Genomic DNA, 24,057 nt, shown 5'->3' with positions numbered 1-24,057 from the left:
TTGCTGAGGAAAAAAACCGCAACCCTGATTTTAGCCTTCATGTTTTGTATGCCGTTATCTTTGATGTACTCGAGGGACGTTATCGCTCAGGAACAGGATACCCAGGATGAGCAGAACCTTATCGCCGCTGCTATAGCTATGAGAGAGGCAGGAAGGGTTCAGTTCAACTTTACCGATCTTGATGTGGTCAAGTTCATCCGGTTTATGTCCGAGCTTCTTCAGAGAAATATAATTATCTCTCCCCAGGTTGCCGGTACGGTAACCGTTATGTCTCCGAGGGCGGTCTCTCTGGAGGAAGCTAGAAAGATAATGATAACCACCTTGACTATGAACGGACTCTCCCTGGAGGACATGGGGGATTACTATAAGGTGCTCAAAGGTGGGGTTACCCAGGAGAATCAGCCTTATAGAGGGAAGGGAGGACCTGGATACGGAGAGCATTACGTAAACCAGGTTATCACCTTGGATTTTCTGACCTCTATCGCAGCCCATAAGGCCCTAGCCCAGGCGGCGGGAAACTCGGTCAAGATCATGCCTATGGACGAAGGTAACGCCCTCCTCCTCTCGGGACAGGCCCAGGACGTTCAGAGAATGGTCAACCTGACCAGGGCTCTGGATGTCCCAGATGGAATAAGACGGGTCGCTGTCGTGCCTATCAAAAACGCCGTAACCGATCTGCTGGCCCAGCATTTATCCAATCTGGCCCAGGATCCTATGGGCCCCTTTCGTGGCTTAAGGGCCCTGGCGGACGGATCGAGCAGAACCCTTATCCTCGTCGGGGAGAGGGATGTCCTGGATTCCGCCAAAAAGATGGTTGCTCAACTTGATGTGCCTCCGGTCTCCAGCGAGTTTCACGTCTATCGGCTCAAAAACGCCGACGCCGAGGAGGTCTCCAAACAGCTCAGCCAGATACTGGCCGCCGCCAGCCGTCTCCAACCCTCCCAAGAGGGGAAAATGCCTACCACCGTGGTGTTCGACGGCCCCACAAACAGCCTCATCTTCGCCGCGTCGGAGCATCAGTATGCCAGCTTAGTGGGGATAATCGACCAGCTTGACACCCAGCCTAAACAGGTCATGGTTAGAGGTCTAATAGCAGAGGTCAACTTGACCAACCTGAAAAACGCCGGTATAGACTGGGCCACCTGGGGAGGCCAGGTCGCTGGAAATACCGTTTTTGCCGCCAACGCCGCACTAGGAGGGACAGGGGTACCCTCCACCTTCGTGGACTGGTTCAAAGATCTCAGCAAAAAGGAAGAGTGGCAGACTGTTCCAGATCCAAACGATTCAACGAAAAGTATCAGGGAAAGGGTAACTACCTACGAGGGTAACGCCCTGGTCTACGCCTACGTCCAGCTTCTCAACAAATACGACGCCATAAACGTCCTGTCCATGCCTAGGCTAATGTGTACAGACAATAAGGAAAGCTCTCTGCTCGTCGGACAGGTCATACCTCAGCTGAAGGCCGCCACGTCGGACATAACCAACCCAAGCTCGGTCCAAAACAGCTACGAGTACAAAGATACCGGCCTTAAGTTGACTATCACCCCAAGGATAAGGAGCGGAAACCTGGTGGTGTTGGACATAGAACAGAGCACCGAGGAGGTCCTGAGCGCCATGACCAGCACCACCCCTGTCACCGCCAAAAGGGAGATAAAGACCTCGGTGCAGGTGAGAAACGGCGAGACCGTCATACTCGGAGGGCTTCTCAAGGAAGCGGAGAAGAGCCTCAAGCAGAGGGTTCCTATTCTGTCCTATATACCTCTTGTGGGAGAGCTTTTCAAAAGCTCCGTAAAGCAGAGGGAGAAGATCGAGCTCATGGTTTTCCTGACCCCCTACATACTGGAGACCCCAGAGGAGGCCGCCAAAATGACCCACACCATCGCCGTGTCCCAGGATCACGGTCTCAGCCACGCGGAAAACGAGGTCAACCGGAGATTCCATCAGATGTATCAGGAGGCGGTGAAGAAGCAAAAATGAGCGAACCCTTGCCCCACGCGTCGGTGATATCCGACCTTCTTCCCTCCTCTGTCAGCCTCGACAGCCTCAGGGCGGACGGAATCCTTCCGATCAGAAAGGAAGACGACCTGCTTTTGGTGGCGGTCCCCTCTCTTGACAGATACGATAGAGCCCAGGCCCTAGGGTACTCCCTAGGGCTGGTGGTGGACGTAGAGATATACGATCCCTCCGACATAGCGGACAGGATAAACGAGCTCTACGAGATAAGGAGCGGCGTCGCCGACGACGCCGTCCACGACATGGAGGGCATAGACGACGTAGACGCCTTAGCCAGAGAGGACGTACTAAGCGACTCGGTGGACGTGCCGGTCATAAGGCTGGTCAACGGTCTCTTCGCCGACGCCATGAAACAGAGGGCCACCGACATACACGTCGAGCCCTACGAGGACTCGGTCATAGTTCGGTTCAGAATAGACGGAGTTCTAAGGGACAGGCTCAAACTTCCCAGAAGCCACCAGGCACCTCTCACCAGCAGGATAAAGGTCATGGCCCGAATGGATATAGCGGAGCACATGGCCCCTCAGGACGGCAGAATCGGCATAACCGTAGGTGGAAGGGCGGTGGACGTCCGTGTCAACTCGGTTCCCACCCAGCACGGAGAGAGGATGGCCCTCCGTCTCCTGGATAAAGGAGGCGGAGCCTTAACCTTAAAGGACCTGGGAATGGACCAGCGGGAGCTTGAGATAATGAACCGGATCATAGCAAGCCCCTACGGCATGATTCTCTTCACCGGCCCTACAGGATCGGGAAAATCCACCAGCCTCTACGCCATACTTCAGGAGCTGGCAAAACCTTCGGTGAACGTCATAACCGTCGAGGACCCGGTGGAGTACGATCTCCCCGGGGTGGCCCAGATACAGGTAAACGAAAAAGCGGGCATGTCCTTCGCCTCCGCCCTTAGGTCCATCCTTAGACAGGACCCGGACATAGTCATGATAGGGGAGATGAGGGACTTCGATACCGCCCACATAGGGGTTCAGGCGTCTCTAACCGGACACCTGGTCCTCTCCACCCTCCACACCAACGACTCCATAAGCGCCGTCTCCAGACTGGCGGATATGGGCGTCGAGCCCTACCTGCTGGCGGGATCGCTGGTAGGGGTGGTGGCCCAGAGACTGGTGAGACGGCTCTGTCCCCACTGTAGGCGGACCGTGGAGATCCCCTCCCTTCTAGCCAGACAGGGAGTAACCGAAGCCTGGGGGCCTGTAGGCTGTCCAAAATGCTCCGGCACAGGATACAGAGGTCGAGTGGGCATATACGAACAGCTCTTCGTGGACGACGATCTCAGAGAGGCCATCGCCAGAAACGCCCCGGCCTCGGAGATGAGGGCACTGGCGGAGCCTCAGGGCTTCAGAACCCTCTGGTCCATAGGGCTAAGCCTGGTGGAGCAGGGCTTAACATCTCCAGAAGAGCTGATCCGAGTAGCCGGGGAGGCCTAAAATGGCCTCATATAAATACAGTGCCTACGACGGCAAAGGAAACCTGAAAAAAGGCAAAATAGAGGCACCAGGAACCCAGCAGGCCGCCGAGACTCTGGCGCTTCAGGGACTGGTTGTGGTGGAGATCTCCGAGGACAGCTCTTCCGGTCCTAAAAGGCTTCGCCACCTATCTCTGGATGACCACGAGACCTTCTGTCGATCTTTGGCGACATACCTGAAAGCCGGTCTCCCTCTGTCGGAAGCCCTGAAACTCCTCGAGAGACAGGGAGGAAAAAAACTGGGCTTTCTCTACGGATCCCTCCGTCAGGCGGTGGAGGGAGGTAGGCGACTCTCCTCCGCCCTCAGGGACTCAGGATGTTTCGACGATAACATATGTAGCATGGTCGAATCCGGCGAGAGGGGGGGGACCTTGGACCAGGTGCTTCAACAGGCGGTGGGACTCTACTCCATGCAGGCATCCCTCAGGAGAAAGCTCCAGTCCGCCATGACCTACCCTATAATAATGATGGCTGTAGGGCTGGGCGTCGTAGGGTTCCTCATGGCCTACGTTGTCCCTAAAGTGGCGGTCCTATTCTCCGACATGGGCAGGGTCCTTCCTATGCCCACCAGAATACTCATATTCCTGTCGGAGCTATTTCAGATGGCGGGGATACCGGCTCTACTGGGGGCTCTGGTTCTTTTCTTCCTCGTCAAGACCGGCAGGGTAAGGCTCAAAATCCCTCTGTTTAAAGGCATAAAGGAAAACATCGTCCTCTCTCTGGTTACCTCCAATCTCTCGTCGCTTATCAGGTCCGGCATCCCTCTGGTCCAGGCCCTCAGGATGAGCGCCGTCCTGGACCCAAAGAAAGAAAGATGGATAACCGTCTCGGACCAGATAAAAGGGGGGCTCAGGTTTGAAAAGGCCCTTGAGAAAGACGGCACCTTCGACGAAGATCTGATATACTTCGTCCGAATCGGCGAGATGGGGGGAGACCTGGCTGGCTCTCTGGAGCAGATATCCCTCACCCGATGGGAGAGGGCCAAGTCCAGCATGGAGAGGATGGCAAACCTCATAGAGCCGATCATGGTCCTCTTTCTGGGAACGGTGGTAGGATTCGTCGTGGTCGCCATACTGCTGCCTATATTCGACATATCCAGCTTCGTTGGCTAAAAGGAACCTCTCAAAACTCTGATCCTCGAAGAGATCGTTCCGACGTAGACCATTTGAGCCCGTATACTCGACATGCCGTCGTGTAGTCGAATGGGGCGACAGGACGTCGCCCCAAGCCGAGGGGGTACAGGACGTGCCCTCTGAGGTGGTTCGTACGAAACAGGCAGGTCGAGTATACGATTGGGCGAAACAGGGCGTAGGCGGGACGATCTCTTCGAGGGGACTCAAAGGTGAGTTTTTTAGAGATGTTCTAATTTTTAAGGAGGTAGAAAGATGAAAAGACGATCAGGCTTTACCCTGGTTGAGGTTCTCGTCGTGGTAGTTATAATCGGCATGCTCGCCGCCCTGGTGGCCCCTAAAGTCGTAGGTCGAGGGGAAGAGGCCAAACGTACCGCCACCCACGTTCAGATAAGGGAGATAGAGCAGGCCCTCGATATGTACAAACTGGACAGCGGCATGTATCCCACCACCGAACAGGGCCTGGAGGCCCTTATAACCAAGCCCACCACCTCCCCTGAGCCCAGAAGATGGAAAGAAGGGGGATACCTCAAAAAGCTCCCCGTCGACCCATGGGGCAAGGAGTTCATCTACCGTCAGCCCGGCGACCACGGTGACTTTGACCTGTTCTCCTGCGGTGCCGACGGCGAAGAGGGCGGCGAGGGAGACGGAAAAGACATAACTAACTGGGACTGACATGGCTCGAAGGGGATTCACCCTCTTTGAGATGATGCTGGTGGTGGCACTGATGGGAATCATGGCCACCTTGGTGGTCTCACGGATAGCTCCGAGAGACCCTGACGGTCTATCGTCCATAAATCGATACATGGCCCAGGTCAGGAGCATGGCCATGGACGGAGGTCCCCTTATTCTCGAGGTTAGCAAAGGGGAGTTAAAGACCCTCGATCTGACCGAAAAGGAAATTCCCCTGTCGGTTGAGTTGCCCTCGGGCACCTGGTCCCTTCAGCCCGAGAGGATCGTCGTCTTTAAAGACGGTACGGTTACCCCTGGAACCATAACCTTAGAGGGTAAAAGAGGAAAAGAGACCTATCTTCTCGCCGTCACCTCCAGGGCCTACGAGGCCCCCCGATGACCGCTAGGGCCTACGCTTTTGCGGTGATTATCCTCCTGGTGACATTTATCGGAGGAAATCGTTTAATCGACGATCTCAGCGGAGATAGGCTCTTAAACTATCGGGCGGCCAGGGAGATGGATTATCTCTCTCTGGCCGCCCGATCGGTATCCGACCGGCTGTCCATGTCATTGTCCCACTTCAGATCCCTATCGAACCAGGTAGCCCACTGGGGGGATCAGGTCGACCTGTCTGCCCTCCTTGAGGGATTGGCTATCGACGAGGGAAACTATCTGCCCTCCCTCTTAGACCTTTCCTGGGTGGCCTACGATGGCCTGGCTCACCATCACTCGTCCAAAAACCGCTCCATATTCCAGCAGGCTCGGTCTTGGGGAGAACTCTACATGAGTCGGCACGTCGAAAGCTGGAGGGAGGGCTGGGTCGCCCCCTTTACCGTATCCCCTGGGCTTAAAACCCTTGGAATGATCTATCCTCTGTGGTACAAAGGAGCCTTTACCGGTGTTTTCGTCGTCACCTTGGACCTGGAACTGCTTCTGGGGCACCTCGCCCATCACATAGGAGAAACCGGAGATAGCTGGATACTGGACGGTCTAGGGCAGGTTATGTTCTCAAAAGATCCGTCGGAGGTGGGGAAAAACGTCTTCGCCGACGGTCAGGGCCTTTTTTATCATCTAGGCTATCTGAGGAATGATATAATCCATCGATCTTACGGAAAAGATATCGATCGGCTTATGGTGTGGCACAGTGCCACCGTACAGGCCAGAAAGCTGATTTTAGTAAAAACCATATCCCCGATTGCCTCTAAACAGGTCATGACCTATAGATTAGCTCTGTCCTTTCTGACGGCTTTGGTCCTTATGTGGCTGACCGCCCTTTTTATGTCCTCTCGGGAGAGGGCCTGGGAGCAGTTAGCTATGGCGGAAAGACGTTATCTGGCGGTGGTAGAGGCCCAGACCGAGCTGGTTATCCGCTTCAACCCCGATTGGACGGTCACCTTCGTCAACAGGGCCTACTGTGTTTTTTTCGATCTCCCTAGAGAAAGGGTAGTCGGCGAATCTCTCCGAAAGTTCTTGCCTCCTGATGATCGCTCCAGCCTCAGATCGGTTCTCAGGGAGATGGCCTCTGACGAGTCCCAGGAGGCTCAATGGACTCAAGGTCTCCTTAACTCGACTCGCTGGATAAAGTGGAACCTGTCGCAGGTCCCAGGGGCCTGGAGCTCCGGATCGGAGATACAGGCCGTAGGACGAGACGTGACCTCTACCGTCCTGCTTCAGGAGGAACTGCGAAGGAGAAAAGAGGCTATATGGGCTATCCTTGAGAGTGCTCCTGTCGCTATCTCTCTAGTCACCGAGGGAGCGGTCGAAATGGTCAACAAGTCAGGTCTAGCTCTAAAGGACGCCCCTGTGGTGGTCTCTCTGGCCAAGGCCGTTATGGATCAAGGGTACGGTCTATACGGTCAGGAGATAACCCTCGAGTTGGACGGTGAGGAGCGATTTATGATCGTTAACGTGGTTCCCTATGGACCTTCATCTAAAGAGGTTCTCGTCGCCGGTTTGGACGTCACAGCGGAGAGACGAATGTCCCGTCAAATACTGGAAGAGAGGGATTTCCGCTATCGCAGGATCCTAAACTCCATAGGCGATGCGGTGCTCCTATGCCGACAGGGGAAGGACCAGCGTTACAGGGTGGATCTTGCCAATCCAGCGGCGGAGGAAATAACCGGCAGAAGGGGGATAAATCTGCTAGGCATGCCTCTGTCCACCGTTTTTAACGCTACCTCTTTAAAGCGTATAGAGGCCCTTATCGATGACTCTAATTCCCCTGTGTCCCTCACAGGTGGACTCAGGAGAACCTGGGGAGAGAATATCCCTGTGGAGATGAACTTGATGGTATTCAAAGACGACGGACCTACGGTTCTCATAGTCATGAGGGACATCTCGGAGCGGATAAAGGCGAGCGCAAGAGAGAGGGCTTACGCCAGACAGCTCCGGAATCTCATAGGTCGTCTGGACCGATTGGAGCAGGAGAAAAGGAGGGAGATGGCCTCCTATCTTCACGACGTAGTAGGTCAGAACCTGGCCTCCGTCAAGATAAGCCTGGGATTGGCCAAGAGATCCCTTGGGCCTGAGGCGGAGGTCCTGGATGGGGCAATCTCCCTGGTGAATCAGGTTATCGACGAGACCAGAACGATGACCTTCGAGCTGGCTTCTCCCCTCCTGGACGAGCTGGGGCTTCTCCCAGCGCTGGAGCGACTCTGTGAAAAGCTTAAAGAGGACCACGGCCTGTCGGTCCAAATATTCCACGATCGGTCCTGGTATGACCTGGACAAACCTCAAAGGGAACTTCTTTTCAGGGCGGTCAGAGAGCTTTTGATAAACGTGGCTAAACACGGTCAGATCGATCGGGCGGAGGTGAAACTAATCACCAGAGGTCAGAATCTGGTGGCGGTTGTGTCGGACAAAGGGGTAGGTTACGATTCCAAAGAGCTGGACCGTGGAACGACCAATTCCTTTGGCCTTTTCGGCCTCAAAGAGAGATTGGCCCAAGCGGGAGGGGAACTCATATGCCGTTCTGCGCCAGGTAAGGGAACCGTCGCCACGGTGATAATCAAGAGGGGGAATTAATTTGACCATAAGGATTTTAGTTGCCGATGACCATCAGATAGTCAGAAAGGGATTGGTCATGCTGTTGGAGGCCGAGGGGGATATGGAGGTAGTCGCGGAGGTCTCCGACGGTAGGGCGGCGTTGGTGGCTGCGACGGAACTGCGCCCCGACGTGGCGGTCATGGATATAGTAATGTCAGGAATGGGTGGCATAGAGGCTACTAGACGGCTGGTGAAAGAGGGTATAGCGGTGGTGGCTCTGTCTATGCACTCGGATCACCATTTCGTGGTGGAGATGTTTAGGGCCGGTGCCGGGGCGTTCCTCCTCAAAGACTGTGCCACCGATGAGCTTGCTGGGGCCATAAGAGCGGTACTAGACGGTCTGCTCTACCTTGGCCCCAGCATCCAGCGATCCACGAGGATAACCCTGGATTCTCTGGAGGATATATTGACAAACGAGGTTCCAAAGGAGGACCTTACCCCTAGAGAGAGGGAGGTCCTCCAGTTTATAGCGGAGGGGAAAAGCTCTAAAGATATGGCATTAGCCATGGGGTTAAGCATCAAAACGGTGGATAACCACAGGCAGAGTCTTATGAATAAGTTGAAATTACATTCTGTCGCTGACTTAACCAAATATGCGATCCGCATGGGGTTAACAGGAGCGACGTTTTAGAGGTGCTCTTGGCTTAGTCCACCAAAAACAGCTCCCTGTATCTGGGGTAGGGCCATAGGTCCCCTGCTATAAGCAGCTCCGCCCCGTCGCTCATGCCCCTGATCGCCGCCATAAGGGGCAGGCCGTCTTCCGTAACGACCTTTGCCCTCTCCGCCAGGTCCATGGCCTGTGCCCTGTGTCTCAGGTCCTCAAGCCTGTGGCTGGCGGTTATGAGGCCGTTTTTGAGGGTTATCATGTCCTTCAGGCCCTTCTCCCATGGACCAAGGTCCTGCTCCCATCCCTGGGGCAGGGCCTTTAGGCCGTTGCCCTCTAAGGTTATCTGCTTGGTGATGGCCGGCAGGACACCTTCCCTTATCATCGATATCAAGGTCCCCATCTCCACGTCCATGGCCTTGACGTACTGCTCGGTCCTTATCTCGTAGTAGGCCTCGAGCTCCCTCTCTCCCATTATCCCCAGCTTTGCCATGAGGGCCTTGTTCTCCGGGATAAGGTATTGGTCCAGGGCCTCCACGGTGTTTTCCGCTATGACCAGCCCTCTTGCCTTGGCTTCCGCCATCCACTCGGTGGTGTAGGCGTTGCCCTCGAACCGCACCGCTGCGCTCTCTTTAGCGGCGTGTCCTATGGCCTCTAAGGCGGCGTCTGTGACGTCCATCCTGCCGTCTACCGTCCTCCTCTCTATCATGTCCGCCATCTCCTCCATGCCGGAGCTCCAGACCGCCAGCACCGTGGTGAGAGGGCCGGAAATGGCCTGAGGAGATCCTACCGCCCTAAACTCGAACTTGTTTCCCGTGAAGGCTATAGGGGAGGTGCGGTTTCTGTCCGAGTTTTCCGCTAAAACCGACGGAAGCCTGTTTAGCCCTAAGTCTATGAGGGACCGAGAGGGAACTTTGTCCGGCAGGCCCTTTCCTATGTTGTCCAGTATGTGGGTCAGTACCTCTCCGAGGTAGACGCTCATTATGGCTGGAGGGGCCTCGTGTCCTCCCAGTCGGTGCATGTTGCCCGGCGAGGCTATAGATGCCCTGAGCAGGCCGCTGTGTTTGGACATGCCTAGCAGAAAGGCCCCTAAGAAGGTCAGAAACTGGATGTTTCTCCTCTGGTTTGAGGAGGGCTTCAGCAGGTTTCTGCCCTCGCTGTCTCTGAGGGAGAAGTTCAGGTGTTTTCCGCTTCCGTTGACCCCTGCGAAAGGCTTTTCGTGGAGGAGCAGCCTGAACTTGTGCCTCAGGGCCATTTTCTTCATTATCTCCATCAGTATGTGGTTCTGGTCGCAGCCAAGGTTGCCCTCCGAGACGTCCGGGGCGAACTCGAACTGGCAGGGGGCCACCTCGTTGTGCCTAGCCTTTAGAACCTGGCCCATTCGGTACATATCCCTCTCAACGTCCTCCATGTAGGCAAGTATTCTGGGGTGGATGGCCCCGAAGTAGTGGGCCTCCACGGTCTGCTCTAAAGGAGAAGGGGCCCCTAAAAGGGTCCTGCCGCAGAACTGGAGGTCCGGCCTCCTGTTGGCCTTCTCCTCGTCCACCAGAAAGTATTCCTGCTCCGCACCCACCGTCACCTCAACCGACTTGACCGTCCTGTTTCCGAAGAGCTTCAGAAGCCTCATGGCCCTGTCTTTCGCCACGTCGATGGACTTTATGAGAGGGGTTTTCATGTCCAGAGGGGTCCCGTCGTAGGATATGAACACCGACGGTATGCAAAGGGTCGCCCCCTTGGGGCTTCTCACTATAAACGCCGAGCTTGAAGGGTCCCAGGTGCTGTATCCTCGGGCCTCGAAGGTGGACCGTATCCCCCCGGAGGGGAAGGACGATGCGTCTGGCTCGCTTTTGACCAGCTCCGCTCCACTGAAGGAATCCAGGGGAGACCCCGTCTCGTCGGTGGTCAGAAAGGCTATGTGCTTTTCAGCGGTGGTCTCGGTTCTGGGCAGAAACCAGTGGGTGTAGTGGGTCGCCCCTTTGGATACAGCCCATTCCTTCATGGCGGTTGCCACGAAGTCGGCGATGGAGATGTCCAGCTTCTGTCCTCCCTCGATGGAGGCCAGAAGACGTTTGAAAATCTCCTCCGGCAGCATCTCCTTCATGGTCTTTCTGTCGAATACGTTCATCGCAAAAATGTCTCTAGGTCTGGATACCTCCATGGCGAATCCCCTCCTGTTTTTTTATTCCCAAAAAAGATGCTTTCTTATACCACCTCTCTGCTGTTTTTGCAAGCGTTTTACGTTTTTTGCCTGCTGTGATACCGATATTTGTGCGTTTATAATGGATCATCTCTCTTTTTATGCAGGTGATGTTCGCTGGTTTTGCGGTTTTTTAGCCTTTTTAGCTGTCTTGTGATCTGTGATATGGTTTTTTAGCTGTGCCCGGTCGGTTACAATCCTGTTGAGGTACAATAGGACGGTATATTTGTACGGAGGTGGTATATCTGAGTACGAAAGCACGTAGAATAGTGTACGGGTTGCTGGTGCTTTCTACCCTGTTGGTAGCGGTGGCCATTTATATGGCCTGGTGGTGGCACACCACTATGTCGATCCCCGATCTGGTGACAGCTAGGCCATCATTCTACCGTCAGGATGTGCCGGTCAGAGCGGTGCTTATATGGAGGGAAGAGCTCGTTAGGTCCTCCACTAGAGGTTCGGTTCAGTATCGCTACGGCTCCAATCCGGCCTCTATATCCAAAGGCGAACTTATAGCCACGGTTATGAAGGGGGGAAAAGGAAATCCTGTATACTCCTCCAAAAGGGGATATTTTATCCCCGGCCTTGATGGTCTGGAGGGGTCGTGGCGTTATTCCTCCATATGGACCGAGTCGTTCTCCCTCCCTGAGGTGCCCGATGCGGTGATGTTTCCCGATTTCGCCGAGAGCCGGTCCGACAGGGTCATAGGAAAGCTGATCCCCCAGCCTCAGGTTTTGAGGGCGGTGTTTTACTCTCCTCTGACCGAGTCCCTCAAGTCGGAGGCCCAGTCGGGGTTTATCGAGTTTCGTCTCGATCCCCTAGGTTCCCCTTTCAGAGGGGATGTCCGGGTGGTCGAGGTTATGGGCCAGGTCTTAAAGGTCTATATGGATATGCCTTTTTTCCCTCTGTCCTCCCTGGTTCGTCGGGATATGACCATATACCTTAAAGGTGGAGAGTGGCGTGGGGCGGAACTGCCCGAGTCGGCGGTTGTGATAAAGAACGGCAAAAAAGGGGTTTTTCAGGTTCGTGGAGATCGAGTCTTTTTCAGGGAGGTCCGAGGTATCCCTATGCCTGGAGACCGGTTTCTGGTCTACGGTGGCCTGAATCCCGGAAATTTAGTACTATTGAACGGAATGATAGGTAAGGAAGGAAGGATCAAGTTATGGTAGACTCTATGGCTATAGAGGATAAGGTTCGCTCCGTCTTTAATGACATAAAAGAGATCTCCCTCAGATCCGGCAGAGGGCCTGAGGACGTAAAGTTACTGGCGGTGAGCAAGACCCACCCGGTAGAGGCCCTGCTTCCGGCGGTTGATACAGGCCTTCTGTGGGGGCTTGGGGAGAACAGGGTTCAGGAAGGCGAATCTAAAATAGATGTGTGGCCTGAAGGCCATCCGGTGAATTGGCATCTTATAGGCCATCTCCAGAGAAACAAGGCCAGAAAGGCCCTCTCCCTTTTCTCCATGATCCACAGCCTCGACAGCTTTAAGCTAGGCGAGACCTTAGACCGGCTGGTTCAGGAGATGGGGCTGGCCCCCTATCCGGTGCTGATTGAGGTAAACACCTCCGGCGAGGAGGCAAAGCACGGAGTGGCCCCTGAGGACGGTTTGCCTACTTTGATGCAGCTGATCGAAAGCTGCCCAGGGCTGGACATCCAGGGACTTATGACCGTAGGTCCTCTCTCCGACGATCGGTCGGACACCGCGAGGGCCTTTGAGTCGCTGAGGCTCCTTAGGGACGGTATGTCGAAAGAGACCGGCCTCCCTCTTAAAGAGCTATCTATGGGGATGAGCGGCGATTTTGACCTGGCTATAGAACAGGGAAGCACGGTGGTCAGGATTGGTTCGTCTATTTTTGGCGTCAGAGAAAGCAGGTGAACTAAGTTGGTGTGGAACAAGCTTTTTGATCTCCTAGGAATGTCGGAGGACTACGATGACGAGGACATCGTTATAACCGATCATTCGAGACAGGACGAGGTGGCGGCGGAGATAAAATCCAGCAAAGATCCCGTGGAGCCCCCTCCCTCGGAGGCTGCTCCTGCTCCGTCACTTTCCTCCGACGAGGAGAGGAAAGAGAGGATTATGAGGCCCCTTCCTCCTAAGGCGGAGGTCGTGCTATGCCGAGGTGCGGTAGCTGTAGAGCTTCTGGACGATATGCTGACCGCCCTCAGACAGGGCCGGCTGGTGCTGGTGGACCTGGGAGGTGTCGAGGTAGATGAAGCGAACTCGGTCTTAGAGTCGCTTCATCAGACCGTCGTGGCGTCCAGAGGAGCTCTCTTTAGGGTCTCTAAGACCACCTTTTTGGCCACTCCTGTAAAGACCGCCTGTGAGGAGTGGATAGTGGAGGACGATACCTCGGAGGGAGAGGGTGACTAGCCTTGTAACGGTGCTGGATGTAGAGTCGGTCTCTTTTTCCAAGGCTATCAGAGGCTATAATCCCGACGAGGTGGAGGACTTTTTAGATAGGGTGGCCGACACGTTACAGTACACCGCCGAGCGTCAGTCCGGTCTTGAGCAGGATATCAAAAGGTTGGAGGAGAAGCTCAAGGAGTACGATAACCTGAGGGATTCACTTCAGGAGGCCCTGCTTATGGCCCAAAGAAGCTCGGAGGAGAGAGTTGGCTCAGCCAGAAAGGAGGCCGACGCCATTATCGCCGAGGCCAGGAGCAAGGCGGAGGGCATTATATCCGACGCCAAGGCCCGAAAGGACGAGATTCTCCGTCAGTGCGACGACGCAAGAAAGACCAGAGATTTGTTTATGGCCGACTTCAGGGCCCTTCTTGCCCGATTTTCCAGCCTGGTGGAGGCGAACACTGGAGGGGAAGGGGAACTGCTGTGATCGACCTTACAAGCCCGGTGGATTGTCTCAAAGGGGTCGGAAAGGCCCGATCCTCCAGGCTGGCCCGACTGGAGATCGAGACCGTAGAGGACCTTCTCCATTTCTACCCCCGAAGATACGAGGACAGAAGGGCGATTTCAAAGCTGTCGGAGATATCCCCTGACTCGGTCTGCTCGTCTATAGTGAAGGTCATCTCGGTGGACAGCCGTGTTTCCTCCCGCAAAAAGATGATTTTAACCGAGGCGATGGTGAGCGACGGCACGGCGTTGGTCTCGGCCATATGGTTCAACAGCCGTAATCTGGCTAATCTGCTCGCCCCGGGCAGGTCTTTAGGGCTTCACGGCAGGGTCTCCTATAAAGGAGGGCTCCGTCAGTTCGTAAACCCTGAGGTGGAGGTTCTGTGGGAGGATAGGCCCCCGAGGCAGATGGGCTGTATAGTGGCGGTTTACGCCCTCACCGCTGGCCTATCGGACCAGTGGATGAGGACAACGGTGGACCATGTCCTCAGGGATTTTTTGTGTGCCGTCGACGACCCTATACCTGAATCTATCCGCTCCGAGCTTGGGCTGATCGACCTGCGACTGGCTATCGAGACGATGCACCGTCCTCCCTCGCCGGAGGCATGGCGAGACGCCAGAAAACGTCTCGCTTTCGACGAGCTTTTTACCCTCCAGCTGGGATTGGCTACGGTCAGATCGAGGAGGGATAAGGTTGTCGGTGCCCCGGCTCTGCCCTGCAACGGCCCTCTTCGGAGCTCTCTGGAGAGGGCTTTGCCTTTTGCCCTCTCCTCCGACCAGTCCAGGGTTTTGGATGAGATCGGCGGCGACATGGCCTCCGATGTGCCTATGAACCGACTCCTTCAGGGCGACGTGGGGTCGGGAAAGACCGCCGTGGCCCTTCTGGCTATGATGCAGGCGGTAGACGGCGGAGCTCAGGCGGCCCTTATGGTTCCTACTTCCGTCTTGGCTCAGCAGCACGGCTCCAGGATTGAGTCCATGCTGAGCCCCTATGGCGTCAGGGTTGAGACCTTAATCGGTGGCCTTCCTCAAGGGGAGAGGCGGTCTCTTCTGGAGGATATCTCCTCCGGCGATGTTAACGTGGTGATAGGAACCCACGCCCTGATCCAGGAGGATGTCTCTTTCAAAAAACTGGGGTTAGTGGTTATAGACGAGCAGCATCGCTTCGGCGTCCTCCAAAGGGTCGCCATCGGGACAAAAGGGGTGCCTCACGTGTTGGTTATGACCGCGACCCCTATCCCTAGGACGCTGGCCCTGTCGGTCTACGGCGATCTTTCGGTGTCGGTTATCCGAACCATGCCTAAAGGCCGTATTCCGGTGAAGACCAGGGTTATAGGGGAACACAAAGTAGACGATCTCTACGGTTTTATGGAGAAAGAGATCGGCCGGGACAGGCGGGTCTTCTGGGTGTGTCCCATAATAGAGGGCAGCGAGCACCTGGACGCAGGTCCTCTTGAGGATCGATTCGCCGCTTTAGAGGCCCGTTTTGGCGATAAGGTCGGGATGATCCACGGTCGGATGGCCCTTTCCGCCAGGCAGGAGGTCATGAGGTCCTTTGCCTCCGGCGAGAAGCCTATACTGGCCTGTACCACCGTTATAGAGGTCGGGGTGGACGTGCCCGAGGCCACGGTGATGGTCGTCGAAAACGCCGAGAGGTTCGGCCTCTCCCAGCTCCACCAGCTCAGAGGCCGAGTGGGCCGAGGTTCGGAACAGGCCTGGTGTTTTTTGCTCGGCAAGCCTAAGACCACCGAGGGAGTTCAGAGGCTCGAGGCCCTGTGCCGATCCTCCGACGGTTTTGCGGTCGCCGAGGCGGATATGGCTATAAGGGGACCAGGTGAGATCTGCGGGGTCAGACAACACGGTATAACCGATTTTAAGGTGGCCGATCTCATAAGGGACGTCGAGCTTCTGGAGACCGCCAGGGAGAGGGCCTTCAGGCTGGTCGAGGAGGATAGGGATCTGTCGTCCTTTCCGTCCCTGAGGGATGCTGTGTTAAGGCGGTACGGCCGTAAGCTTGGCATAGCCACCACGGCGTAGGAGGAAGCATGGAAGAACACGAGTCATACCTTCAAAAGCTCCTGTCCAGAGGAGCCTACACCAAAGGGGACCTCAGGCGAAAGCTGAAGGCCAGAGGCTGTCCATCCGATTTCGCCGATGGCCTCTTGGACCGATACGAGGAGCTTGGCCTGATAGACGACCAGGTTTACGCCGTCCTTTTCGTCGACAGCCATCCCGACTGGTCGATCCGCCGTATATCCGATTCCCTCAGGGAAAAGGGGGTTTCCAGAGACTTTATCGCCTACGCCCTGGAGGAGGGGGAGATAGACGAGGATCAGAGGGCCGCCGAGCTGGTTAGAGGCTGGCGACCATCGGTGGAGGACCGTCGAATAGTGGGACGGCTTGAACGAAGGGGCTTTCCTCGTTCGGTGATCTTCAGGGCTGTTAGAGCCCTTCCCTAAAAAGCCTGTCCGCCATCTCCAGGTGTTCCTCGGTGATCCTCATGGCCCCTATGTCGTCACCGTTCTCCAGGGCCTCCACGAGCCTTCTGTGCTGATCTAAAACCGCTTCAGGCAACCCAGGGGTGGCGAACAGCTGCCTTCTGGTGTTGCCTATATACCGCTCCATCAGCAGGGCAAGCCCCTCGAAGACTCTGGATATGAGGGGATTTTTCGCCCCCTCCACCACCGACATATGAAGCAGCGAGTCCCATCTGGCTCCGTCCTCCTCAGGGGATCGGTCAACCCTCTCAAGCTCCATCAGACACTTTCTGATCTTATCCATATCCGCTCCGTCCATCCTCTTGGCCGCAAGCCCTGCCGCCGGGATCTCCACCAGCTTTCTCATCTCCATAAGGTGGTCCATGGTGCGGTCGGGCCAGAGCATCACCGCCGAGAGGGATAGGTCCAGGCGTTCCGGTCTCTGTACCACGAAGACCCCTTCCCTACCTCTTATCTCCACGATCCCCATGCCCTCCATGGTGACCAGTGCTTCCCGAAGGGAGCCTCTGCTGACCTCCAGTTCCTGGGCAAAATCCCTCTCCGAGGGCAGCTTGCCCGATACAAACCGTCCCTGTCGGGACATTTCCATAATCCTGTCTATGAGGGCCTTTCTCTTAGTTTCCATAGTCGACGCTCTCCTTTCAAAAATCCCTGTTAGGTGCATCTAAAAACTCTGACCCTCGGAGAGATCGTTCCGACGTAGCCCCTTCGAGCCCGTATACTCGACATGCCGTCGTGTAGTACGAATGGGGCGACAGGACGTCGCCCCAAGCCGAGGGGGCACAGGACGTGCCCTCCGAGGCGGTTCGTACGGAACAGGCAGGTCGAGTATACGCCCGGGCGAGACAAGGGCGCAGGCGGAACGGTCTCTCCGAGGTGACTCAACATCTAGTTTTTAGCGGTTCCCTATTGTCAAGGAAAACCTATTCTACTATAATGTCCTCAGCTTTGGTAGTACCATTGGTCCTACCAGTAGAAGGGGAGGAATAAGGATGAAGAGGTTTTTTGTGCTGTTTTTAGGGGTGGCTATGTCCATAGCCATGGTTTCCGTCGGTTTCGCCAAGGCCAGGACCATAAAGCTCGCCCACGTGGTCAACGAGCAGGACGCCTTTCACGTGTGCGCCCTGAAGTTTAAGGAGGTCGTGGAACAAGGCAGCGACGGTAGTCTTAAGGTCACCGTGTTCCCTAACGCCAAGCTAGGGGACGAGAGGACCCTCCTTGAGAGCCTCAGGATGGGAGTGGTGGACGCCGCCATAATCACCGGTGGTCCTATAGTGAACTTTATGCCCCGTTTTGGGGTTTTCGATCTGCCTTTCCTCTTCAGGGATCCCGACCACGCCTACGCCGTGCTGGACGGTCCTATCGGCCAGGGACTTCTGGACGAGATGGAGGGCTTCGGCTGGAAGGGCCTCGCCTACGGCGAGAGAGGGTTTAGAAACCTCACCAACAGCGTCAGGCCGGTGGCGGTCCCCGACGACGTAAAGGGCCTCAAGATCAGGCTGATGCAGAACCCTATCTACGTGGATACCTTCAAAGAGCTCGGCGCTAACGCCGTGCCCATGGCCTGGACCGAGGCACTGACGGCCCTCCAGCAAAGGACCATCGACGGTCAGGAAAACCCACTTAACGTCATAGTGTCCTTTAAGCTCTACGAGAGCCAGAAGCATCTGTCACTAACCAGACACGCCTACGCCCCTAACGTGATTATGATGAGCATGGCGACCTGGAAAAAGCTTACCCCTGAGGAGCAGAACGTCGTCCTCGAGGGAGCTAGGGCGGGAGCTAAGGCCAACAGGGATCTGGACAACGAGAAGGAAGAGGAGTGGATGGCCTTTTTGAGGGGTCAGGGCATGGAGATAGTGGAGCCCGATCTGGCTGCCTTCAGGAACGCTGTGGCCCCTGTGTACGAAAAGTACGGAGATCAGTTCGGAGAGGGCACCGTTCAGGCCATACTGGATACTGAGTAACATGGCTTTGCTGCGGAAGCTCAGTTTTAACGTAAACCGTATCTGTGAGGTGACCCTTTTTTCCCTCATGGTCTTTATGGTCGGTCTGACTATGGCCCAGATAGTATGTCGGGTGTTCTTTCAGGCCCTGGTGTGGTCCGAGGAGCTGGTCCGCTTTTCTTTGGTGGCAGCTTCGCTGGTAGGGGCCTCGGTGGCCTTCTACAGGGGAAGCCATATTTCGATATCCTTTCTGACCGACAGGCTTCCCTCTGGCCTTCGCCTTGCGGTGCAGGTGGCGATGAGGCTTGGGGCGGTGGCGTTTTTCGTCGTGGTGGCTTGGTACGGCTGGATCCTGATGGGGACCGAGTCCTTCCAGACCACCCCAGCTCTGGGCATCTCCATGAGGTGGGTTTACGCTATGTACCCTTTGTTTGGGGCGGTCGTGATACTTCATCTTTTAGCTGGCTTTGCCGATCTGATGGGAGGTGAACGGTGATGGGTGCGGTTCTGGCCGGGGCTTTTTTCCTGCTGATGGCACTCGGTATGCCCATAGGGCTGGCGGTTGGGATAGCCTCTACGGTGGTTCTTGTGATGGATGGCCTGCCGCTCCAGATGGTCCCTCAGATGATGTTCACCGGCAACAACTCCTTTGCCCTGGTGGCGGTCCCCTTTTTCATCCTGGCGGGGGATATCCTGGCTAAAGGGGGTATCTCCGAGAGGATAGTCGCCTTCGCCGAGGCGTCTTTGGGCAGGATAAAAGGCGGCCTTTCCATCGTTTCCATAGTGGCGTCTATGTTCATCGCCGCAATCTCCGGCTCCGGGGCGGCGACCACCGCCGCGGTTGGGTCGGCGTTGCTGCCGGACCTGAAGGAGAAGGGATATGACCTGGACTTTTCCTCAGCCCTCATAGCCGCCTCCGGGACCATCGGGGTGGTTATACCACCTAGCGTCCCAATGGTGCTCTACGCCGTTATAGCCGGTGAGTCGGTGGCAAAGCTCTTTATGGGTGGGTTCGTGCCAGGGGTCCTTATGGGCCTGGGTCTTATAGCTCTGGCTTTGGTGGTCGCCAGAAGGAGGAACTATCCCTCCTCTCCGGAGGTCTCAAAGGAGGAGAGGTTCCGCCGTTTTAAGGCGTCGACCTGGGGGCTTATGACCCCTGTGATAATCCTGGGAGGTATTTTCTCCGGCTTCTTCACTCCCTCCGAGGCGGCGGCGATAGCGGTGGTCTACTCGTTGTTCGTGGCCTTCTTCATATACAGGTCCATGACATGGGATAAATTCTATAAATTGGTGGTCGGGGCGGGGGTGACGTCGTCGCTCATAATGTTCATCATAGCGACCTCCCAGCTCTTCGGTTGGGGACTTGCCTTCTACGAGGTTCCCGAGGCCGTAGCTGGGGCGTTGCTGGGCTTCGCTGGCGGCAGCAAGGCCATGGTTTACTTCACCATAGTGGTGGTGGTCCTGTTGGCGGGAATGGTCATGGAGACGTCGTCGGCCCTTATAATACTGACCCCTATATTTCTGCCGACTATAATCCAGCTCGGGGGGAATCTGATCCATTTCGGGGTCATTCTGGCGGTAGGGCTTGCCATAGGGATGGCGACACCGCCGGTAGCCATAAATATTTACGTCGCTAGTGCGGTGACCGGTCTCCCGGTGGAGCGGATAAGCCGTCCTATAGTGCCTATGGTGGCTATTCTGGTGGCGGTGCTGTTTATCGCGACCTACGTTCCTCGGCTGGTGCTTTTCTTGCCGGGGCTGATTTGGGGATAGTTTAGGGGGTATTTGACTTGAACAGCGACAACGTGAAAAAGGGTTTTGAGAGGGCCCCACATAGGTCTCTTTTAAAGGCCAACGGCTACACCGATTGGGAGATAGAGAGGCCCTGGATAGGGGTCGTCAACGCCTATAACTCCATAATCCCAGGGCACATCCACCTCAACAGGATAGCCCAGGCGGTCAAGGACGGGGTCTACGCCGGAGGAGGACTACCGTTGGAGTTCCCTGTTATAGGGGTCTGCGACGGCATAGCCATGGGCCATAAGGGCATGAAGTTCTCCCTCCCCAGCAGGGAGCTTATAAAGGATTCCATAGAGCTTATGACCCAGGCTCACGGTCTGGACGGTCTTGTGCTGGTGACAAACTGCGACAAGATAATCCCAGCGATGGCTATGGCGGCGTCGACCCTTGATATACCGGCCATAGTGGTCAGCGGCGGTCCTATGATGGCCGGGGTGGGCAAGGATTGTGCCACCGATCTGAGCACCGTATTCGAGGCGGTGGGCAAAAAGGCGGTAGGGGCCATCTCCGACCAGGAGCTTAAGGAGCTTGAGGACTGGGCCTGTCCCACCTGCGGTTCCTGTTCCGGCATGTTCACCGCCAACACCATGAACTGTATGATGGAGGCACTGGGAATAGCCCTCCCAGGCAACGGAACCATCCCGGCGGTCTACGCCGCCAGGGACAGGCTCGCCAAGGACGCAGGCAGGAGGATCATGGACCTGGTCAAAGAGGACGTCAGGCCGTCGTCCATTCTTACCGAGAGGGCCTTTGAGAACGCCGTGGCGGTTGATATGGCCTTAGGCGGCTCGACCAACACCGCCTTACACCTGCCTGCCGTAGCCCATGCGGCAGGAATCAGCCTGACTCTGGACGATATGGACAGGATAAGCAGAAGGACTCCCCACCTTTGCAGCATGAGCCCAGGAGGTCGGCACCATATAGAGGACCTCTGGAGGGCCGGAGGGATCCAGGCGGTCATGAAGGAACTGCTGGACGGGGGGCTGCTCCACGGTGACGTGATGACCTGTACCGGCAGACCCCTGTCGGAGAACCTGGCCTCCTGTTCCGTCTCGGATCGGAACGTCATCAGACCTCTGTCGGCCCCGGTGGATCCAGAGGGTGGCATAGCGGTACTCAAGGGATCTTTGGCCCCCGATGGGTCGGTCGTAAAGCAGACCGCTGTGATGGCTGAGATGATGGTACACCGTGGCCCAGCCAGGGTATTCGACTCGGAGGAGGACGCCAGCGCCGCCATTATGGCAGGGGTCATAGTGGACGGCGACGTCATAGTCATCCGCTACGAAGGACCTAAGGGAGGGCCTGGAATGAGGGAGATGCTGGCCCCCACCTCCGCCATAATGGGAAGGGGTCAGGGCAGCTCGGTGGCCCTCATAACCGATGGACGGTTCTCCGGCGCCACCAGGGGAGCCTCCATAGGCCACGTGTCCCCCGAGGCGGCCTCCGGTGGTCCTATTGGCCTGGTCAGGGACGGCGATATCATCTCCATCGATATACCGGCCAGGAGGCTTGATTTACTGGTGGACGAGGAGGAATTGGAGATCAGGAGAAAGGACTGGGTTCCCTCCTGTCAGGAGACGGAGATGTCCTACATGAGGAGATACCGCAGTTTCGTCACCTCCGGCGATAAAGGGGCGGTTTTTCAGGATCCCTAGCTCTGGACAATTCTTGACAAATAAGGTGGGGTATTATATCCTCTTCTAAAGGTCTGGATTAGGCCTATTTACGGAAGAGGTGGTCATCCTTGAAGCTTTCCACTAAGACCAGATACGGCCTCAGGGCCATGATAGATCTGGCTAAGGGGTATGGCACGGAAAAGCCCATATCCATAAGCGAGGTCGCCAGAAACCAGTCCCTGTCGGAGAGCTATCTGGAGCAGCTTTTCGCCAAGCTCAGGAGGTCCGGCCTCGTCTCCAGCGTTAGAGGTGCCCAGGGAGGTTATCTCCTGAGCCGTCATCCCTCGGAGATCTTCGCCGACGAAATAGTGGACGCACTTGAGGGGCCTATCAGTATATCCGACTGCGTCGATCACGGCACATGCGACAGGGGAGGTTGTTGCCCCGCCAGGTTTCTGTGGGAGAAGGTGGCGGAGGCCATAAAGTCGGTGACCTCCAGAACCTCCCTCCAGGACATAATAGAGGAATACGAGCTGCGATGCGGCAAAAAAGAGGAGCCTTAAGGTTCCTCTTTTTTTATGTACTCTCAGGACTTGTTGGCTTTTTACAGAACCTGTACAATAGGCACCATGAGTGTCATTAAATGAAGGAGTTGAGATCTGTCTATGGAATCTACAGTCATATTGGGAGTCGTGGCGGGGCTGGCTTTCGGCGTCGCTGGAGGGCTCCTGATCTCCAGATCTCTCGGGGGAAAGCATCTCCTTAGTGCCCAAAAACAGGCCGATCAGATTGTGAAAAAGGCTGTCAAGGACGGGGAGCAGCGAAAAAGGGAAACTCTCTCGGAGGTCAGAGAAGAAGTCTTTCAGATGAGGCAGGAAGCGGAGAAAGAGGCGAAGGACAGAAGGTCCGAGCTTCAGAGGGCCGAAAGGCGATTGGAACAGAAGGAGGAGAATCTGGATAAGAAGCTAGACCGGGTCTCCAGGAGGGAAGACGACCTGAAGAGCAAGCTCGATGGGGCGGAGAAAAAGCTTCAGGAGGCGGATAAGATCAAACAGGAACAGGTCGAGAAGCTGGAGGAGATAGCCCAGCTTACCAGAGATCAGGCCAAGGATATCCTCATGAAAGAGGTGGAGGATAAGGCCCAGCACTCTCTCGGTATGCTCATAAAGGACCTGGAGGAGAAGGCCCGTTGGGAGGCCGCCAGAAAGGCCAGGGAGATCATCGTCACAGCTATCCAGCGTTGTGCGGTGGAGCACTCCTCCGATGTGGCGGTCAGCGTGGTCAACCTTCCTTCCGACGAGATGAAAGGCCGGATTATCGGCAGGGAGGGCCGTAACATAAGGGCCTTCGAGACCGAGACCGGCGTCGACTTAATAGTCGACGATACCCCTGAGGCGGTCACTCTGAGCTGTTTCGATCCTGTGAGACGGGAGATAGCCAGGATATCCCTGGAGAGGCTGGTAAACGACGGCAGAATACACCCTGCCAGAATTGAGGAGCTTATCCAGAAGGCCACCGAAGAGGTGGAGGAGTCGATTATGGAGGCAGGGGAGCAGTGCCTTCTGGACCTTGGGATCAAACATATGCACGTAGACCTGATCCGGTTGGTGGGATCCCTCAAGTATCGCTATAGTTACGGCCAAAACGGCCTTCAGCACAGTATGGAGGTAGCCCATATCTCCGGTATTATCGCAGCGGAGCTAGGGGCCGACGAGGATCTCGCCAAGAGGGCGGGCCTCCTTCACGATATCGGCAAGGCGGTGGACCACAAGATAGAGGGACCTCACGCTCTCATAGGGGCGGACCTTGCCAAGAGGTACAACGAACCACCGGAGATAATAAACGCCATAGGAGCCCATCACGAGGACATGGAGATACAGTCGGTCTACGACGTAATAGTCGCCTCCGCCGACGCCATCAGTGCCGCCAGGCCCGGTGCCAGACGGGAAAGCCTGGACGCCTACGTCAAGAGGCTTGAGAAGCTGGAGACCTTGGCAAAGTCCTTCAAGGACGTGTCCAAGGCCTACGCAATCCAGGCGGGCAGGGAGGTTAGGGTCATGGTCGCCCCTAATATCTCCGACGAAGGGGTCATAAACAAACTGGCCTTCGATGTAGCAAAGAAGATAGAGGAAGAGATGAAGTACCCCGGACAGATAAAGGTAACCGCCATAAAGGAGTTCCGGGCGGTGGAGTACGCCAAGTAGC

Annotated in this window: 21 protein-coding genes; 19 read left to right on the top strand and 2 right to left on the bottom strand. The window is 56.0% G+C overall.

The window, feature by feature from the left end; all coding sequences use genetic code 11:
- The 7 genes from gspD to B9Y55_RS04145 all read left to right on the top strand — a co-directional run bounded on the left by gspD (nucleotide 1) and on the right by B9Y55_RS04145 (nucleotide 8,971).
- Nucleotides 1-1,977 carry a type II secretion system secretin GspD gene (gspD, locus tag B9Y55_RS04175; RefSeq protein ID WP_085544108.1) on the top strand — a complete coding sequence of 659 codons (1,977 nt, stop codon included), beginning with the start codon at nucleotides 1-3 and terminating at the stop codon, nucleotides 1,975-1,977.
- Nucleotides 1,974-3,455 (top strand): GspE/PulE family protein, encoded by a 1,482-nt coding sequence (locus B9Y55_RS04170; protein WP_085544107.1) that lies wholly within the window; start codon nucleotides 1,974-1,976, stop codon nucleotides 3,453-3,455. The genes gspD and B9Y55_RS04170 overlap by 4 nt, the downstream gene beginning before the upstream one ends.
- 1 nt (nucleotide 3,456) lies before the next feature.
- Nucleotides 3,457-4,605, top strand: coding sequence for a type II secretion system F family protein (locus B9Y55_RS04165; protein ID WP_085544106.1), 1,149 nt, complete (start codon nucleotides 3,457-3,459; stop codon nucleotides 4,603-4,605).
- 273 nt (nucleotides 4,606-4,878) lie between these two features.
- A complete protein-coding gene (gspG, locus tag B9Y55_RS04160) occupies nucleotides 4,879-5,298 on the top strand; it encodes a type II secretion system major pseudopilin GspG (protein WP_085544105.1) in 420 nt (139 codons plus the stop codon).
- Nucleotide 5,299: 1 nt separating this feature from the next.
- The gene (locus tag B9Y55_RS04155) at nucleotides 5,300-5,695 is read left to right on the top strand and encodes a prepilin-type N-terminal cleavage/methylation domain-containing protein (RefSeq protein ID WP_085544104.1); all 396 of its coding nucleotides are present in this window, start codon (nucleotides 5,300-5,302) and stop codon (nucleotides 5,693-5,695) included.
- Nucleotides 5,692-8,319 carry a PAS domain S-box protein gene (locus tag B9Y55_RS04150; RefSeq protein WP_085544103.1) on the top strand — a complete coding sequence of 876 codons (2,628 nt, stop codon included), beginning with the start codon at nucleotides 5,692-5,694 and terminating at the stop codon, nucleotides 8,317-8,319. The genes B9Y55_RS04155 and B9Y55_RS04150 overlap by 4 nt, the downstream gene beginning before the upstream one ends.
- Before the next feature lies 1 nt (nucleotide 8,320).
- Nucleotides 8,321-8,971, top strand: a complete 651-nt coding sequence (locus tag B9Y55_RS04145) for a response regulator (RefSeq protein ID WP_085544102.1) — start codon at nucleotides 8,321-8,323, stop codon at nucleotides 8,969-8,971.
- A gap of 13 nt (nucleotides 8,972-8,984) precedes the next feature.
- Here B9Y55_RS04145 and B9Y55_RS04140 read toward each other — a convergent pair whose 3' ends face one another.
- A complete protein-coding gene (locus B9Y55_RS04140) occupies nucleotides 8,985-11,102 on the bottom strand; it encodes a glutamine synthetase III family protein (RefSeq protein WP_085544101.1) in 2,118 nt (705 codons plus the stop codon).
- Between the two features lie 308 nt (nucleotides 11,103-11,410).
- On the opposite strand from B9Y55_RS04140, the gene B9Y55_RS04135 reads away from it, so the two are divergent.
- The 6 genes from B9Y55_RS04135 to B9Y55_RS04110 are packed head-to-tail and all read left to right on the top strand — an operon-like array spanning nucleotide 11,411 to nucleotide 16,451.
- Complete coding sequence (locus B9Y55_RS04135) at nucleotides 11,411-12,307, top strand: efflux RND transporter periplasmic adaptor subunit (RefSeq protein WP_085544100.1); 897 nt, start codon at nucleotides 11,411-11,413, stop codon at nucleotides 12,305-12,307.
- Nucleotides 12,301-13,014, top strand: a complete 714-nt coding sequence (locus tag B9Y55_RS04130) for a YggS family pyridoxal phosphate-dependent enzyme (protein ID WP_085544099.1) — start codon at nucleotides 12,301-12,303, stop codon at nucleotides 13,012-13,014. Before B9Y55_RS04135 ends, B9Y55_RS04130 begins: the two co-directional genes overlap by 7 nt.
- A 9-nt stretch (nucleotides 13,015-13,023) precedes the next feature.
- Nucleotides 13,024-13,512, top strand: coding sequence for a cell division protein SepF (locus B9Y55_RS04125; RefSeq protein ID WP_234986128.1), 489 nt, complete (start codon nucleotides 13,024-13,026; stop codon nucleotides 13,510-13,512).
- A complete protein-coding gene (locus B9Y55_RS04120; protein WP_159448222.1) occupies nucleotides 13,505-13,975 on the top strand; it encodes a DivIVA domain-containing protein in 471 nt (156 codons plus the stop codon). The genes B9Y55_RS04125 and B9Y55_RS04120 overlap by 8 nt, the downstream gene beginning before the upstream one ends.
- Nucleotides 13,972-16,029 (top strand): ATP-dependent DNA helicase RecG, encoded by a 2,058-nt coding sequence (recG, locus tag B9Y55_RS04115; RefSeq protein ID WP_085544096.1) that lies wholly within the window; start codon nucleotides 13,972-13,974, stop codon nucleotides 16,027-16,029. The genes B9Y55_RS04120 and recG overlap by 4 nt, the downstream gene beginning before the upstream one ends.
- 8 nt (nucleotides 16,030-16,037) lie before the next feature.
- Nucleotides 16,038-16,451, top strand: a complete 414-nt coding sequence (locus B9Y55_RS04110) for a regulatory protein RecX (protein WP_085544095.1) — start codon at nucleotides 16,038-16,040, stop codon at nucleotides 16,449-16,451.
- Here B9Y55_RS04110 and B9Y55_RS04105 read toward each other — a convergent pair.
- Entirely contained in the window at nucleotides 16,435-17,115 is a 681-nt protein-coding gene (locus B9Y55_RS04105) for a FadR/GntR family transcriptional regulator (protein WP_159448221.1), read from the bottom strand. The genes B9Y55_RS04110 and B9Y55_RS04105 overlap by 17 nt on opposite strands.
- A 367-nt stretch (nucleotides 17,116-17,482) precedes the next feature.
- On the opposite strand from B9Y55_RS04105, the gene B9Y55_RS04100 reads away from it, so the two are divergent.
- The 6 genes from B9Y55_RS04100 to rny all read left to right on the top strand — a co-directional run bounded on the left by B9Y55_RS04100 (nucleotide 17,483) and on the right by rny (nucleotide 24,056).
- Nucleotides 17,483-18,457 carry a TRAP transporter substrate-binding protein gene (locus tag B9Y55_RS04100; protein ID WP_085544093.1) on the top strand — a complete coding sequence of 325 codons (975 nt, stop codon included), beginning with the start codon at nucleotides 17,483-17,485 and terminating at the stop codon, nucleotides 18,455-18,457.
- Nucleotide 18,458: 1 nt separating this feature from the next.
- On the top strand, nucleotides 18,459-18,932 hold the full coding sequence (locus B9Y55_RS04095; RefSeq protein ID WP_085544092.1) for a TRAP transporter small permease: 474 nt from the start codon (nucleotides 18,459-18,461) through the stop codon (nucleotides 18,930-18,932).
- The gene (locus B9Y55_RS04090) at nucleotides 18,932-20,209 is read left to right on the top strand and encodes a TRAP transporter large permease (protein WP_085544091.1); all 1,278 of its coding nucleotides are present in this window, start codon (nucleotides 18,932-18,934) and stop codon (nucleotides 20,207-20,209) included. The genes B9Y55_RS04095 and B9Y55_RS04090 overlap by 1 nt, the downstream gene beginning before the upstream one ends.
- A 17-nt stretch (nucleotides 20,210-20,226) precedes the next feature.
- Nucleotides 20,227-21,891: a dihydroxy-acid dehydratase gene (gene ilvD, locus B9Y55_RS04085; RefSeq protein ID WP_085544090.1), complete on the top strand. Its 1,665-nt coding sequence runs from the start codon at nucleotides 20,227-20,229 to the stop codon at nucleotides 21,889-21,891.
- Between the two features lie 89 nt (nucleotides 21,892-21,980).
- Nucleotides 21,981-22,415, top strand: a complete 435-nt coding sequence (locus tag B9Y55_RS04080; protein ID WP_085544089.1) for an RrF2 family transcriptional regulator — start codon at nucleotides 21,981-21,983, stop codon at nucleotides 22,413-22,415.
- A 102-nt stretch (nucleotides 22,416-22,517) separates the two neighbouring features.
- The gene (gene rny / locus B9Y55_RS04075) at nucleotides 22,518-24,056 is read left to right on the top strand and encodes a ribonuclease Y (RefSeq protein ID WP_085544088.1); all 1,539 of its coding nucleotides are present in this window, start codon (nucleotides 22,518-22,520) and stop codon (nucleotides 24,054-24,056) included.
- Nucleotide 24,057 lies beyond the last annotated feature (1 nt).

Origin of the sequence: Dethiosulfovibrio salsuginis, from assembly GCF_900177735.1 — a bacterium.
Classification (GTDB): Bacteria; Synergistota; Synergistia; order Synergistales; family Dethiosulfovibrionaceae; genus Dethiosulfovibrio; species Dethiosulfovibrio salsuginis.
The sequence above is the reverse complement of the archived record's forward strand: the minus strand, read 5'-3'. Positions and strand labels throughout refer to the sequence as shown.

Excerpts from the sequence above, each read along its gene's own strand:
- B9Y55_RS04170 (WP_085544107.1), top strand. The coding sequence starts at position 1,974 with ATGAGCGAACCCTTGCCCCACGCGTCGGTGATATCCGACCTTCTTCCC.
- B9Y55_RS04165 (WP_085544106.1), top strand. The coding sequence starts at position 3,457 with ATGGCCTCATATAAATACAGTGCCTACGACGGCAAAGGAAACCTGAAA.
- gspG (WP_085544105.1), top strand. The coding sequence starts at position 4,879 with ATGAAAAGACGATCAGGCTTTACCCTGGTTGAGGTTCTCGTCGTGGTA.
- B9Y55_RS04155 (WP_085544104.1), top strand. The coding sequence starts at position 5,300 with ATGGCTCGAAGGGGATTCACCCTCTTTGAGATGATGCTGGTGGTGGCA.
- B9Y55_RS04150 (WP_085544103.1), top strand. The coding sequence starts at position 5,692 with ATGACCGCTAGGGCCTACGCTTTTGCGGTGATTATCCTCCTGGTGACA.
- B9Y55_RS04140 (WP_085544101.1), bottom strand. The coding sequence starts at position 11,102 with ATGGAGGTATCCAGACCTAGAGACATTTTTGCGATGAACGTATTCGAC.
- B9Y55_RS04130 (WP_085544099.1), top strand. The coding sequence starts at position 12,301 with ATGGTAGACTCTATGGCTATAGAGGATAAGGTTCGCTCCGTCTTTAAT.
- B9Y55_RS04110 (WP_085544095.1), top strand. The coding sequence starts at position 16,038 with ATGGAAGAACACGAGTCATACCTTCAAAAGCTCCTGTCCAGAGGAGCC.
- B9Y55_RS04105 (WP_159448221.1), bottom strand. The coding sequence starts at position 17,115 with ATGGAAACTAAGAGAAAGGCCCTCATAGACAGGATTATGGAAATGTCC.
- B9Y55_RS04100 (WP_085544093.1), top strand. The coding sequence starts at position 17,483 with ATGAAGAGGTTTTTTGTGCTGTTTTTAGGGGTGGCTATGTCCATAGCC.
- B9Y55_RS04095 (WP_085544092.1), top strand. The coding sequence starts at position 18,459 with ATGGCTTTGCTGCGGAAGCTCAGTTTTAACGTAAACCGTATCTGTGAG.
- B9Y55_RS04090 (WP_085544091.1), top strand. The coding sequence starts at position 18,932 with ATGGGTGCGGTTCTGGCCGGGGCTTTTTTCCTGCTGATGGCACTCGGT.
- rny (WP_085544088.1), top strand. The coding sequence starts at position 22,518 with ATGGAATCTACAGTCATATTGGGAGTCGTGGCGGGGCTGGCTTTCGGC.